Below are 12,858 nucleotides of genomic sequence, written 5' to 3' on the forward strand. Positions count from 1 at the left end.
TGTTTCCTTTTGTTAAATTGTTAAAAATTCCTATTCTTTCGGTTGAGAATAGACTTCGATATGCTGACCTAGCACCTTGATTTCTACTGGTAGGTCATCAGATTTGTCACCATCAACATCCGTTTCTAATTCAGAATCAGAAGAAATTTTTATATGGCGAGCTTTTATATACTCGATATTATCATTTACGACGACATCCCCTTTTAATAAATCAGGGATAACTGACAATTTAGTAAGGATTGAGGCATCTTTTAAAATCAAAATATTAGCATAACCATCCTTATCTTCATCAAAGATTTTTTTGTCAGCGAAATAATTGGTAAGAAGAACCAAAACATGGCTGGCTGGGCCAATATAATTTCCATTTTCTGTCTCAACAGTAATGTTAAATGCTTGATCTGTTACAACAGACTTCATAGTATTAATCGCATAGGCAAGCATGCCAAACTTCGTTTTATCTTCTATCCCAACATTGTGAATCGCTTCTGGTAGTGATCCAATACTAAAAATATAGCCAAAATAGTTTCCATTAGATTTTCCGATATCAATCTTGTTGGTAGAACTAAAATCAAGCTCGTCAATGGCTCCATCAATATCTTGATTGATTTCTAATAGTTTGGTGATAAGATTTCCAGTTCCTCCAGGGATAATTGCGAGTTTCGGAATGTAGTCTTTTTCCGCGATGCCAGAGATTACTTCATTGACAGTCCCATCTCCACCAAAAACAAGAACATCATCATATCGCTCACGAGAAGCTTCTTCTGCAAAGTTTGTGGCGTCTTGGGCTTGCTCTGTAATTTTAATTTCCACATCTTCAAAATAGTCTCTAGCTTTATTCTCCAGTTTCACCTTATAATTCAAAGCTTTTTCGCCACCAGATGTTGGATTGATGATTACCATAATTTTTTCATTTATAATTCTCCTGTCATTAGACTTCCTTAGTTTAACTTTCATTCTCAAGTTTGGTCCATATAAATCTTGACCGCTTGGTATTCCTGCTCTTTAGCATAGGCAAACACCTCTGAAGCTCTAATGTAATCAAAGATATTTTCCTCTAAATCTTCATCCCAGATCGATTCATGAAATATTTCATTCTCTTGACATGCTTCATAGAAAATATCAAGGTGAACTTGATAAAACTCTTCATCTTCATTTGGGGCTTGCCTTACTAAGGATAGTTGAAACATTGGCTTATCAGATATAGTTGTAAACGTCCCTGTTTCAAATAAAATCATCTCATCCTCAATAGGCTCACGACACAAGTCTTCAAAGATGGCTATCATTTCCTCTAAGGGCATCTTATCGGTGATTCTTTCTCTTAAAAATTCAAGTGATTGCTTCATATTTTTTCTCTTTCTAGATAAATTATCGTTCTTGGAAAATACTTTTAAAAAATAAAATACCTACATCTTATATTATACTACATAAACAGAAAAAAAGACTGAACCAGAGGTTTTCATCCTGGTTTCAGTCTAGTTTTTTTATAACGAAAAAGTCTCTATGAAGACTCTATTACAAATATAAACTCTTAACTTAAAATTGATTAATTAGGTCTAAGCTTAATTAAAAGTAGGCATTTGCAATTTACAACTCACATCCTCTAGAAATTCTCATGAGCGACTTCTTCAAAATAATCATCCAGATGATGGTAGATTTGCATATCTTCTTCTGAACCATCTTGCAAAACTGCAAATACCTTCACTTTATCATCATTGACAAATACGAAATTATGTTCACCAAAATAAGCCTGATAACCCTTGTCAACTAAGGTCCAAAGATCATCTTTTTTTAAACCAAAAACATCTTTTTTTACAAGATAGGTTTTCCCAACTTCCATTTTCATGATAGATATTTCTCCTTAAGAAGCTAGCAATGTTAAAGGTTTACTATTTGATGGTCAATCAGTTCATACAAGACGTGATAGCAACTCAAAACGAACTTTGGTTGGCTATTGAATAGCATTCATCACTTCTTTAATATATTCCTCTACATCTTCAATCTCTACAAACATTGGGTTTAAGTGACATAAGAAGTGCCATTCTTCGTTGCCTATTTTTCTATAGACAATCGCTTCACCATCTTCACTTCCGAAAAAGCTTCTGTCGGCTTGATATCCACTGCGCTCTAAGAAGTCTTTTGCCTTACGGAATTTTGCTTCTCTTGCTTCGACATAGGCTTTCACTTCATCGTTGTTAACGACATAGGCATCTATTTTTGTAGCGCCTTCGATCACTTTATCGTTTAGTTCGGACAGATTCGAAACCTCTTTCCAAATTATGTTCACATTTTCTTCAGGTTCAAACGAAAATCTAGATAAAGGAACAATATATCCATTGAACATAATTTCCATATAATCCGGCAAGTTTGAAGGATTAAAATACTCCATTTCAAACAAATCTTCGTTTTCTTGAGTATATCCAGGGATTTGCGCTACAAAGGCTCTTCCCTCTTCTAAAGTCTCAAATACGACTAAATCTTTTTGATAATCACCTTGATACAATTCCAATATAACCATCGATAACCCTTCGTCATTCAGTATCGGTCCACATGACGTTTATCTATTATTTTATTACAATCGTCTCTTCCCACCTTCTTAGCACGTCTTTCAAAGGCTCATCTAGATAGCTATAGGACTTTTCCTTAATCCAATCAGGAATTCCGTAAGCCGCTTCTGCTATGCTTCCTGTGATGGCAGCGAGAGTATCACTATCTCCACCGAGAGAAATAGCATTTCTGATAGCATCTTCGAAGTCTGTACTTTCAAGAAAGGCAATGATAGCTTGAGGTACTGTATTCTGGCAAGTTTCATTAAAACGATAAGTAGGACGAATTTCATCTAGTGATTGAGAAAGATTATATCCATACTCTTGCTCTATGTGTTCCTTGATGAGTCTTTTAATCTCCGCAGGGTTATCGCAACCATCACCTCCAAAGTAATAACGACACATAAAGATAGCATCAGACGTCGCCATAGCTCCCTTAATCCCTTCAGGATGATTATGAGTCGCCTCTGCAGAAAGATGGGCAAGAGCTCTGCTAGATGGCCAGCAACCTGTTCGTGCACAAAAGCCACAATCCATGACCCAAGCACAGGGAGAAACACGCATGGCAGAGCCATTGCCAAAGCTATTATAAGGGGTGCGGTCATTGCTATGAATCCATGCGTCAAACCTAGTACCATAACCAGCATCAGGATACATCCTACCATACTTCTTCATGGCATCAATAAAGTCATCCTTCTGACCGCCATTCATAATGGCTTCTGCAACAGCACAGGTCATAACCGTATCATCAGTGAAAAAACAATCCTCACGAAATAATGGAAAGTCTTTCGTTTTAATGTTGTCCCATTCGTAAACAGAACCAACAATGTCTCCAACTATTGCTCCTAGCATCAGATTCCTCCTTATGATATATCAGATTCATTACACATTTCCAATGAATCGCTCTTTAAAAACGGCTCTACCAAATCAATCCACTCTTGAGGTAGATAAGCTGATAAATAGCCGTGGTTATAGCCCTTAGCTTCATACAAGATCGTATTTTGATGCAGTTGTTGAAATAATTTCGCTGATGCTTTCACACAGTTTAATTCTTTTTCACCATAAATATACAGAACCTGGGCCTTGCTAGCAGAAATTGTGTCCTTCAACTTGTAACGCCCCATATAGGTTTTGTAAATGGTCACCAATGTTTTGATAGGCGTCCTTGGCAAATCCTCCAAATAATAAGCTTTTATCTCCTCTGGATAAGCCAGTTTAGGATAGAGTTTGTCCATCATGCTTAATTGAAGTTTGCAAGAGAATTTACTGAACATCAGTTTACCAAATAGAGCTACTAGAAAGATGCTGATTTTAGCTAACCTTGGTTGAGGAATACAGAGGCTTCCATCTATGATAACCTTCTCAGCTATCTCGCTGTCTAATGACAAAAGCTCCATGGCAATTTGACCACCAAGAGAAACACCACCGATCGCAAACAGCTTCCCACCACAGTTTGCTTTGACATAGTCTAGGATCTCCAAAGCGGAATCTTCAGTAGAAACATAATCGAGTGGATATTCTTCGCCGTGGCCATTCAAAGTAGGTAAAATAACACGGTATTTTTTTGATAAGATCCGTGCTTGACGAAGATAATTCCACCAAGAACTGCCACCGCCATGTATCAGCAAGATAGAAGGCAAATTCTTATCACCAAATTCATGGAATTTCATATTTAAACTCCTTACTGTAAGACTTTCCTAACTACATCTTTGTTTAATCTGTTTGAACAAGCAGTGATACCTCTTTAAACAGAAAATCTCTAACATTGATTATCTAGATAGACCGATTGTTACCTTTAATAATGGATGTCCTGTTCTAAAATTTAAAATATTTTTTCTGACTAATTCTATTACTAGCCAATATAGTATAAATTATACAACCAATAAAAATGATAATAAAGATAACATAGCAGCCAGTCTTACAACTTACTACTTTTCATATGATAATTTACAAATGTTTTTCCAGCCACTCGATCTTTTTAAAATCCTTATTGTTATTTTGTTCATTTCGATAGGAGTCTTGAGAAGAGGCTTTGTAAATACTTAGATACTGCTCCAGACTTGGAAGACGAAAAGTGATGCCTTCAATGTGAATAAGCTCTATATCCGATTCCGAAACTCCTGCAAAATCAAGTAAGGAATCGATACTTCCAAATTCAACACTCACTCTATCCTTTTGGAATTCATGCTCATGAATATCTATTAAGACGTAGCCTAAGTCTTTCATCACTTTCATTATCTTGTCCCAGTCATAAATTCTGAGATGATCAGGTGCTTCCCAACCTCTAGGGTCACCAGGCACATGAATGTCAATGTCAGACGGCCCCCAATTTTCTTTCGTTCTAAACTCCAATCCCAAAGAACCCATCAGTGTCGGTGTAATTCCGACTCGATTTAAATGGAAACAAATGGTTTTAAATTCTTCAAATAAGAGACTCATGTTTACTCTAAACCTTTCATCTAAATGTTCGTTATTTCTACTTTATTCCCTTGAACAAAATCATCTTCATTTTCTAGAGTATATCCAGTTATTTTGGATACAAACTCTTTTCCTTACTAATTCTATTACTAGCCAATATAGTATAGATTAAATAACCAATAAAAATGATAATAAAAGTAACATTAATTTTTAAAACAAAATAGAGATTTAACAAATTTGCGAACGCATGAAATAATATACAGTACCCCACAGATTTCGTTTGACGGTAAAGAAGCCCAAAAACAAAACTTAAAAATAATGTATATATAAAAAATAAGATAAAAGGAAACCCTTGATGACTTTCTCCAACTATAAACCATAAAGGCAGATGCCATATTCCCCAAATTGATCCTACAATCAAATTAGATTGCCAATAAGTATATTTTTTATCAAGTAATGGTTGTAATATTCCTCTCCATCCTAATTCTTCATGTCCACCACCAAAAAAAATTAGTTGTATAAAGAATAATGGCATCAGATAAATTGATACTCCATTTAATTCTAAGGAAGATACTGAAAATAGTATCAAAATTGCTAACAAATGAATAATGAAATAAATACTACTATTTTCTTTCTTACTAAATACAAAATGTTGAAATTTTATATTATTCCTTTTCAAATAAAAGCCACTTGCAATAGCTGGACCAAGTGCACCTACTATATGTAATGTTCTTCCTATAATTGTTTCTAATCCCAAAATATGAGATTGAGTAAATACGGCAAGAAGGCCCCAAGCTATATAAGTAATTCCAAATGTAAAACAAAGATAATTTTTTAAATTCCTTTTATCAATTTCTGTCATTTTTTCTTCCTAATCTTGATTATTCTACGTATAATATTTTTTTACTGCTTCTTAGTTGCTCTCGATTATAACTACCTATATTCTATCACAAAAAACATAAAAAGCCTTACAATCAAAGCCTTTCATTATTGATTCATACCAAGCTTTCTATGCTTTTACGAGCAAAGATGCACACTCAACATGTGCTGAGAGCTTTCTTCTATACTAATAGACGAAAGGGTGTGAAAATGATTTTTAAATGATACTGTGGAACGGAACAGTAGCCCTAGTATTGACTACTGTCGTTTCTATTCATATTGGCTATTCTAGGACTGAGATGAAAAAATCTATAAATGCTCAGAATAAAATTGAACCCGCAAATCTCCCCAAAACAATGGTGAGTCATGTACTTGTATTATTCCGAAAAAATACACCTCTGGTGCAGTGAGACAAATTGGTGTATCTTATAGTGGCTTCGTAGATGAAAGCTATACTCTACTATCACTCTTTGATGATGTAGAACAAATTGAAAAAGATAATAGACTTCAGACAGCTATTGATGTTGTCAGAGAACAGTTTGGTTTTTTAGCCATACAAAAAGGAACCGTCCTAACTGAAGGTTCCAGAAATATTGAACGCAGTAAACTTATCGGTGGTCATTCCGCGGGTGGATTGGAGGGATTAAAATGAAACAAGAAAAAAATACAGTACAATTTTCAGAAATCCGTAGCAAAGGATGTAATGATATTGAAATGCTTGAAAGATTTTTACATGGAATCGTTGAAACAGCAACTTCAAAACTTCGTCAGAGAAAACTCAAAACAACTGAAATATCGATACGACTAGTACATGCTAAATCTGAAAACCGATTACCATTGGAATTTACATTTAGCATTAAGCCAACAAGCTCATCTGTGATAATCTATACTGAGGTAATCAATCGCTTTAAAGAATGTTACACAGGTGGGGGAATTCAAGGTTTTACGATTCAATTTGATAAAAATACCCTTGCCTCTGCATAGAAAGGATTTGATATGATTGACCGTTCATATTTACCATTTCAATCAGCAAGAGAGTACCAGGATACAAAGATGCAAAAATGGATGGGCTTTTTCCTATCTGAACATGCATCAGCACTCTCTGATGATACAAACAAAGTAACGTACATGTCTGACTTATCACTAGAGAAGAAATTATTACTCCTCAGTCAAGTATACGCCGGGCAGCTACGCACACGCATTCAAGTGATTGAAAAAAACAAGCGTGTTTCCTACACTGGAACAATACCAAGTCTGACCAAAGATTTCATTTTGATAAAAACTACAACAGGTCACATCAATTTGAAATTAAAAGACATTATTAGTATTGAACTTGTCGAGGAGGTGCTCTATGAATCAGCTTGAGTTTCAGCGTAATCACCTACAAATGGACTATTATAGCGAGAGCTACCAAGATTTTGAACGTGACTTCTACCGCTACTCTAACATGAATATTCCATTGACCTTCCTAACTGATGATATCCTAAAAACAATGGCGACTTCACGTAAGAATTACTTTGTCCTCAATAAGGAAAAGTCCAGAGATAACCGCGATCACTTCTTCATATTTGAAGTAAGTACCGTAGATGAGAATCCGCTAATCTATCATTATACATATAAGAAAACTACAATATATTTAGCAGAAAAATAGGAGCAGTTCAATTGACTGTTCCTATTTTTAATATTCATAAAATCTAAAGTCTTTATACTCTTTAACAATGGAGTCGCCAACCAGAACAGACTATACTGACCAGCGACTACCTTAAATTTAATGTTTCAGATTTATTTTCTTATCTCTAATTTCATAAACTACATCTGCTACATTTTCGAGTAATCGTTTATCGTGGGTGATAAACACGATAGTTCCGGTGTACTCCTTCATTAGTATTTCCAAAGCCTCTAAACTTGGTATGTCAAGGAAGTTACTGGGTTCATCCATTATTAGGATGTTATATCTACCCATGAGCATTTTAGCAAGCAACAATTTTATAATTTCTCCACCGCTTAAAACAGATAAACTTTTTCCAATATCGTTCTGTTTGAACCCCATAGATGCTAGCACTGAACGAATTTCTGATATATTGTAGTCACAATCCTTCTGCATAAACTCCATAACATTCTGATTACTGTTGTACTTGTAACCATTCTGTGCAAAGTAACCTATTTTTGCCTTAGGCGAAATAGAAATTCCTTCTTCATGGTTTAAGATCATTTGGATTAAAGTTGTTTTTCCGATTCCATTACCACCAGTTAACGCCACTTTTGCTCCTAACGGAATTTGAAAAGATGCATTTTCAAACAGAGCCTTATCCCCAAATACTTTATTAATTTCTGCACCGACTATAGGGTATGGATTATGGAGCTCCAATGCTTTACTTTGCCTGAAACGAATTCTGCGAATGCCTTCCGGAGCTTCTACTTTTCCTAAGGCCGCAATCCTGTGCTCTAGGGTTTTAGCAGCATTATACATCTTTTTTTCCTTACTTCCTATTGATTTTTGATGAGCTAAACGCCCTCCGTCTTCAGTACTTTTTTTCTTTGAAGAACCTTTTGCCTTCTGTTCTATTTTACGAGCCTGTTTTCGCTTTTCCTCCGCAGCCCTTTCCAATCGGGCACGTTCCGCAATAAATTGTTCGTATTCTGCAGCTTGGCTCTTACGTTCTTCCTCTTTCTGACGAAGATAATCAGAATAGTTTCCCCAATACTCAGTGATTTTGCCATCTTTCAGTTCCCATATTTTATCTACTATTTCATCAAGAAAATAGCGGTCATGGCTAATAACTAACAGTGCACCTGTAAAATATTTTAGCTGTCCTATTAGAAAATCAATTCCTTCACGGTCTAAATGGCTCGTAGGTTCATCCGCTAAAATACCATGAACCTGTGCCGATAAGGCCTGTGCTATTTTAAGCCTTGTTTCTTCACCACCGCTCATAGTCTGTATATTTAATTGCTCAACACCTAGCTTGCCTACAAGTGCAAAATCTTTTTCCTCCTGCAGAGTTACTTCGTCCAACTGGGGAATATAGGCAAGTTCACCCAGACGATTCATTTTACATCCTGGGGGAGTTAATTCTCCTAAAAGTACCCTGAGTAAAGTGCTTTTTCCAGCACCATTTGCTCCTACTAAACCAATACGGTCATAATCATATACTTCTAATTCATTTATATCTAAAACATCGCGTCCTTTGAATTCCACACGAATGTCTTTTGCTTTTAATATTAATTCCATAACATTTCCTCCTGTCTATAATCGCATGCTTTCATTTGCTTGTATGCAGGGAAAACCCTGCGATTTTAGCAGGAAGAGTTACATGAAAATAAGATACATAAATATTCCTCCAATATTGTTTATTTTAAATCTAATTTTCTAACCTCAGTTATCATTTGGCAAACTATAGCAATGCCAATAATTAAAATACCTGATAGTAAAAACCAATGATTTACACCGATTTTATCAGCAAAGAATCCAGAAAGAATTAACCCAATTGGCATAGCAAGTGACATGATACTTCCGATCAAAGAAAATACACGTCCTAAATATTCAGGCTTAATTTTCTCCTGAAAAAGAGCTGTTTGCACACCGCTATAAAATGGCACCGAAAGCCCCATTATTGCACAGCAAACTACGAATATTACAAATCCATTTGGAGGAAGTATTCCCGAAACGGCTAAACTGGTCCCCATTATAAAAAATGAACTTGTTATTAGTAATACATGCTTTTCGAAGCCCCCTAATCTTCCTAATAATAAGCCTCCTGCTAGCATCCCAAATGCAAAGGAAATTTCCGTAATAGAAATATGCACAGGCGTTCCATTAAAGTGTTCCATGCTTATTAAAGGAAATAGTGCATTGATTGGCATATAAACAAAAGTATATAGTGTTCCTAAGAGTAATAAGGCAAACAATCCTTTGTTTTGTCTCAGAACCACAACTCCTTCTTTCATCTCCCTTATGAAATTTGGTTCTAAACTTTGCACTTGATTACCCAGCTTAGGTATACGTACAATTGCTACCGTAATAGATGCAATCACAGCACCCAATACGTCGATGGCAATAATAGCATTTAAATCCCAAACGGAGTATAAGAGTGCTGCAACTGCCGGACTAACAATATAGCTTATAGACTGCAAAGACTGACTATAGCCTGCGCATTTCGTTAGCTGTTCTTCTGGTACTAAAAGTGGTGTAACCGCATTGAGTGCTGGGGTATGAAAAGCTGTTCCAATGCTACGGATAAACAATACTATCATAATCATCCAGACAGGTAGCTCCATACAGAATGCAACAATAGCAAGCACTGCACCAGCTGCTGCGATAATTAAATCGGCACCAATCATTATCTTCTTCCTATCATGACGATCCACTAGCACACCAATGGCAGGTCCCAAAATCGCATAGGGTAAAAAACCTACTAATGAAGCCATAGACAAGACCATCGCAGATCCTGTTTTTTCTGTAAGGTAAAAAATAATCGCCATTTGCAGGATGGCACTAGTGATTAATGATACTGCTTGCCCTGCCCATATTGCATAAAATTTTCGTTTCCAATTGTTGTATTTTTCCATTTATATTATCTCCTGCATATTATTTTGCTTGAATTTCTATTTTGAATAGCATTCTAGGCAATAAAAAATGCAGGCCAAACCCCACAATGTGGCTTTTGGTCTGCATACATACAATTTGGAAACATTCATATTAAAGACATAGTTAAATAAAGGTATAGTTAAATAACCAATATCCTCACCGTAACTAATGAATGCTCAATATCGTATAAATAAGCACAACAAAAAAGCCTATCATCGGGTATAGATTCTGCTTTTTTTATTGCCAGCTTATCTTAAACGCATTGAGGCTGTCATAGTTTCGGTTCCTCCTACATCTTTGTTTATATCAATTTATAGTATAACACAACAAGATGATATGTTCAATATAAAAGTTATGGAATGAGACTCATACTTCCAATTCGATGCCAGATTTAAAGGATATGACGAAGTTTTCTTCATAGACTGTAACGCTCTGGATTATCTTCCTTAGTAGCAAGCGATTAGCTTTCACAAAATCTTCTGTTTGTAGTTTTAAAAATTCATCAGGATTTTCTAACTCAACCTCAAAATATTTCATTTTACATTCCCTCATTTCATTTATTGATAAATTGAGTTTGCAAAAAAGAGTGGACAATTTTTGTCTACTCTTAACCTTTAAAATAGTTTTTTTTAATCGATTTGAAGTTGCCTAAATTATTACTTATTCGGTAAAATGAAGTATTGCTTTCAACAGATTTCCTTCAACTACACTTCACTTGATTCAAACAAGGTGGGTACATTTCTATTCCCACAAACTCCTTGTCAATGGAAACAAACACGTACCCACAGGGTAAATGGAAATAGAAACTGATAATTTCTAGCTATCACTTCTACTCATTCCAAAAATTTTCTCACTCTGATACTTACCCACCATAAAGCAAAAAGCCTTGCAATCAAGGCTTTCATTATCCCTTTCGTTCAAAGGTTTCTAAGCTTTTACGAGCAGAGCGACACACTCAGCGGTTCGCTATCTCCGTTCTGTCTGCGTGCTAGCACTTGTCAATCACGGACAGCTATCGCATGGGCGGAAGTAAATGCTAATCTTCGTCGTTTTACTCCTTGACTAGCAAACTTACCGCCTCAACATGGTGCGTTTGTGGGAACAGATCAACCGGCTGGACTTTCTTCAATTCATAACCTAACTCTTGATAGAGTTTGATATCACGCGCCATGGTGGCGACGTTACAGGAGATATAGGCGATGCGGTCAGCCCCTGTTTGGGCACTTGCTCTGATAAAGCTTTCGGTCAAGCCCTTGCGTGGTGGGTCAACTAGGATAGCAGTTGGTTGGATGCCTTCCTTGAGCCAATTCTTCATTGCATTTTCAGCTGTGTCACAGACATAGTGGGCATTGCTGATGCCGTTTAATCTAGCATTCTTCTGGCTATTCTCCACTGCTTCAGGGATGACCTCAACTCCATAGACTTCTTTGACATGCTTGGCAACTGACAAGCCAATGGTCCCAATTCCGGAGTAAGCGTCAATCACGATATCCTCTGCTCTCAACTCCGCAAAGTCAATAGCTGTCTGATAAAGCTTCTCTGCCATTTCGGTATTGACTTGGTAAAAGGCTGGACCAGATATTTGGAAGCTATTGCCCAACATTTGATCGGTAATATAGTCTTGACCATAAAGCGTCCGCCATTCTTTTCCAAAAATGGCATTGGTATTCTGGTCATTGATATTTTGCATAACGGATTTGATGGCTGGAAATTGCTTGATCAACTGCTCGATCAACTGGTCGACACGGAAAACCTTGGGACGAGTAGTGACCAAAATGACCATGATTTCTCCTGAATGGTGACCTCGGCGGACGACGAGATTGCGAATCAAGCCAGATTGTTCTTTTTCATCATAAGGCTTGAGGTCAAATCGACGAATCAAGTCCCGAAGCGCCAAGACCACTTGGTCAATGACTGGATTTTGGATATAGAAATCTTCAATCGGCATTAGATCATGAGAGTTTTTCCGAAAGAAGCCTGTCTCTACCTGACCATTGACGCGACGGACAGGGACCTGGGCCTTGTTGCGATACTTGACGGGATGGTCCATCCCCAAGGTCAGGGGCACTTCGATATCGGAAATTCCTGCCATCTTGTAGAGGCTATCCTTGACCTGTTTGGCCTTGAATTTCAGCTGCTCCGGATAAGCTAGGTGGCCCAAGTCGGCAATACCGCTTCGCAAGTAAGCCAGGTCTAGTTCTTCATTGCGGTGAGGGGATTTTTCCAAGTACTCCTCTACTTTTCCGTAGCCGATCTTCTTATTGACCTTGAGCACGCGCATGCGAATGACTTCTCCTGGCAGGGCATTCTCCACAAAAAAGACCAGGCCATCGACCTTAGCCACTCCTGCTCCTTCGTGGGTCAAATCGACAATCTCAACCGTTACAATTTCATTTTTCTTTAACATCATTTTCTATCTTTCTACAAATT

Annotated in this window: 16 protein-coding genes; 4 read left to right on the forward strand and 12 right to left on the reverse strand. The window is 36.8% G+C overall.

All coding sequences use genetic code 11. The features are described from left to right. Positions 1-30 precede the first annotated feature (30 nt). The 8 genes from SM121_RS07575 to SM121_RS07610 all read right to left on the reverse strand — a co-directional run bounded on the left by SM121_RS07575 (position 31) and on the right by SM121_RS07610 (position 5,823). Complete coding sequence (locus SM121_RS07575; protein WP_320910776.1) at positions 31-954, reverse strand: diacylglycerol/lipid kinase family protein; 924 nt, start codon at positions 952-954, stop codon at positions 31-33. Between the two features lie 2 nt (positions 955-956). Next, positions 957-1,343, reverse strand: a complete 387-nt coding sequence (locus tag SM121_RS07580; protein ID WP_320910777.1) for a hypothetical protein — start codon at positions 1,341-1,343, stop codon at positions 957-959. A gap of 257 nt (positions 1,344-1,600) precedes the next feature. Continuing rightward, positions 1,601-1,843 carry a phosphohydrolase gene (locus SM121_RS07585; RefSeq protein ID WP_320910778.1) on the reverse strand — a complete coding sequence of 81 codons (243 nt, stop codon included), beginning with the start codon at positions 1,841-1,843 and terminating at the stop codon, positions 1,601-1,603. 105 nt (positions 1,844-1,948) lie between these two features. Next, positions 1,949-2,515: a hypothetical protein gene (locus tag SM121_RS07590; RefSeq protein WP_320910779.1), complete on the reverse strand. Its 567-nt coding sequence runs from the start codon at positions 2,513-2,515 to the stop codon at positions 1,949-1,951. Between the two features lie 46 nt (positions 2,516-2,561). After that, a complete protein-coding gene (locus SM121_RS07595; RefSeq protein ID WP_320910780.1) occupies positions 2,562-3,395 on the reverse strand; it encodes an ADP-ribosylglycohydrolase family protein in 834 nt (277 codons plus the stop codon). Positions 3,396-3,406: 11 nt separating this feature from the next. Further along, positions 3,407-4,213 carry an alpha/beta hydrolase gene (locus SM121_RS07600; protein WP_320910781.1) on the reverse strand — a complete coding sequence of 269 codons (807 nt, stop codon included), beginning with the start codon at positions 4,211-4,213 and terminating at the stop codon, positions 3,407-3,409. 277 nt (positions 4,214-4,490) lie between these two features. Further along, positions 4,491-4,982: a nucleotidyltransferase gene (locus SM121_RS07605; RefSeq protein ID WP_031575028.1), complete on the reverse strand. Its 492-nt coding sequence runs from the start codon at positions 4,980-4,982 to the stop codon at positions 4,491-4,493. 88 nt (positions 4,983-5,070) lie between these two features. Further along, on the reverse strand, positions 5,071-5,823 hold the full coding sequence (locus tag SM121_RS07610; protein ID WP_134974140.1) for a CPBP family intramembrane glutamic endopeptidase: 753 nt from the start codon (positions 5,821-5,823) through the stop codon (positions 5,071-5,073). A 423-nt stretch (positions 5,824-6,246) separates the two neighbouring features. Here SM121_RS07610 and SM121_RS07615 point away from each other — a divergent pair, with 423 nt between their 5' ends. Genes SM121_RS07615 through SM121_RS07630 form a run of 4 tightly spaced genes read left to right on the forward strand, consistent with a single transcriptional unit; the run spans position 6,247 to position 7,491 of the window. Then, positions 6,247-6,492 (forward strand): hypothetical protein, encoded by a 246-nt coding sequence (locus SM121_RS07615; protein ID WP_001813542.1) that lies wholly within the window; start codon positions 6,247-6,249, stop codon positions 6,490-6,492. Then, the gene (locus SM121_RS07620) at positions 6,489-6,824 is read left to right on the forward strand and encodes a DinB/UmuC family translesion DNA polymerase (protein ID WP_000806926.1); all 336 of its coding nucleotides are present in this window, start codon (positions 6,489-6,491) and stop codon (positions 6,822-6,824) included. The genes SM121_RS07615 and SM121_RS07620 overlap by 4 nt, the downstream gene beginning before the upstream one ends. Before the next feature lie 12 nt (positions 6,825-6,836). Next, positions 6,837-7,205 carry a hypothetical protein gene (locus tag SM121_RS07625; RefSeq protein ID WP_000567222.1) on the forward strand — a complete coding sequence of 123 codons (369 nt, stop codon included), beginning with the start codon at positions 6,837-6,839 and terminating at the stop codon, positions 7,203-7,205. Next, on the forward strand, positions 7,192-7,491 hold the full coding sequence (locus SM121_RS07630) for a DUF5960 family protein (protein ID WP_001072467.1): 300 nt from the start codon (positions 7,192-7,194) through the stop codon (positions 7,489-7,491). Before SM121_RS07625 ends, SM121_RS07630 begins: the two co-directional genes overlap by 14 nt. Positions 7,492-7,608: 117 nt before the next feature. Here the strand turns inward: SM121_RS07630 and msr(D) are convergent, their stop codons facing one another. From msr(D) to rlmD, 4 genes are all read right to left on the reverse strand, one after another. Then, positions 7,609-9,072, reverse strand: a complete 1,464-nt coding sequence (gene msr(D), locus SM121_RS07635) for an ABC-F type ribosomal protection protein Msr(D) (protein ID WP_000420313.1) — start codon at positions 9,070-9,072, stop codon at positions 7,609-7,611. A gap of 119 nt (positions 9,073-9,191) precedes the next feature. After that, positions 9,192-10,409 (reverse strand): macrolide efflux MFS transporter Mef(A), encoded by a 1,218-nt coding sequence (gene mef(A) / locus SM121_RS07640; protein ID WP_000417519.1) that lies wholly within the window; start codon positions 10,407-10,409, stop codon positions 9,192-9,194. 385 nt (positions 10,410-10,794) lie between these two features. Next, entirely contained in the window at positions 10,795-10,965 is a 171-nt protein-coding gene (locus tag SM121_RS07645; protein ID WP_000873143.1) for a hypothetical protein, read from the reverse strand. Between the two features lie 514 nt (positions 10,966-11,479). Next, on the reverse strand, positions 11,480-12,835 hold the full coding sequence (rlmD, locus tag SM121_RS07650; protein WP_320911326.1) for a 23S rRNA (uracil(1939)-C(5))-methyltransferase RlmD: 1,356 nt from the start codon (positions 12,833-12,835) through the stop codon (positions 11,480-11,482). Positions 12,836-12,858 lie beyond the last annotated feature (23 nt).

The sequence above is a fragment of the Streptococcus sp. S1 genome, assembly GCF_034137685.1.
GTDB classification, from domain to species: domain Bacteria; phylum Bacillota; class Bacilli; order Lactobacillales; family Streptococcaceae; genus Streptococcus; species Streptococcus dentalis.

What these genes read in the sequence shown, in the direction of transcription:
- SM121_RS07575 (WP_320910776.1), bottom strand. Translation starts at nt 954, where the DNA reads ATGAAAGTTAAACTAAGGAAGTCTAATGACAGGAGAATTATAAATGAA.
- SM121_RS07580 (WP_320910777.1), bottom strand. Translation starts at nt 1,343, where the DNA reads ATGAAGCAATCACTTGAATTTTTAAGAGAAAGAATCACCGATAAGATG.
- SM121_RS07585 (WP_320910778.1), bottom strand. Translation starts at nt 1,843, where the DNA reads ATGAAAATGGAAGTTGGGAAAACCTATCTTGTAAAAAAAGATGTTTTT.
- SM121_RS07590 (WP_320910779.1), bottom strand. Translation starts at nt 2,515, where the DNA reads ATGGTTATATTGGAATTGTATCAAGGTGATTATCAAAAAGATTTAGTC.
- SM121_RS07595 (WP_320910780.1), bottom strand. Translation starts at nt 3,395, where the DNA reads ATGCTAGGAGCAATAGTTGGAGACATTGTTGGTTCTGTTTACGAATGG.
- SM121_RS07600 (WP_320910781.1), bottom strand. Translation starts at nt 4,213, where the DNA reads ATGAAATTCCATGAATTTGGTGATAAGAATTTGCCTTCTATCTTGCTG.
- SM121_RS07605 (WP_031575028.1), bottom strand. Translation starts at nt 4,982, where the DNA reads ATGAGTCTCTTATTTGAAGAATTTAAAACCATTTGTTTCCATTTAAAT.
- SM121_RS07610 (WP_134974140.1), bottom strand. Translation starts at nt 5,823, where the DNA reads ATGACAGAAATTGATAAAAGGAATTTAAAAAATTATCTTTGTTTTACA.
- SM121_RS07620 (WP_000806926.1), top strand. Translation starts at nt 6,489, where the DNA reads ATGAAACAAGAAAAAAATACAGTACAATTTTCAGAAATCCGTAGCAAA.
- SM121_RS07625 (WP_000567222.1), top strand. Translation starts at nt 6,837, where the DNA reads ATGATTGACCGTTCATATTTACCATTTCAATCAGCAAGAGAGTACCAG.
- SM121_RS07630 (WP_001072467.1), top strand. Translation starts at nt 7,192, where the DNA reads ATGAATCAGCTTGAGTTTCAGCGTAATCACCTACAAATGGACTATTAT.
- SM121_RS07645 (WP_000873143.1), bottom strand. Translation starts at nt 10,965, where the DNA reads ATGAAATATTTTGAGGTTGAGTTAGAAAATCCTGATGAATTTTTAAAA.
- rlmD (WP_320911326.1), bottom strand. Translation starts at nt 12,835, where the DNA reads ATGTTAAAGAAAAATGAAATTGTAACGGTTGAGATTGTCGATTTGACC.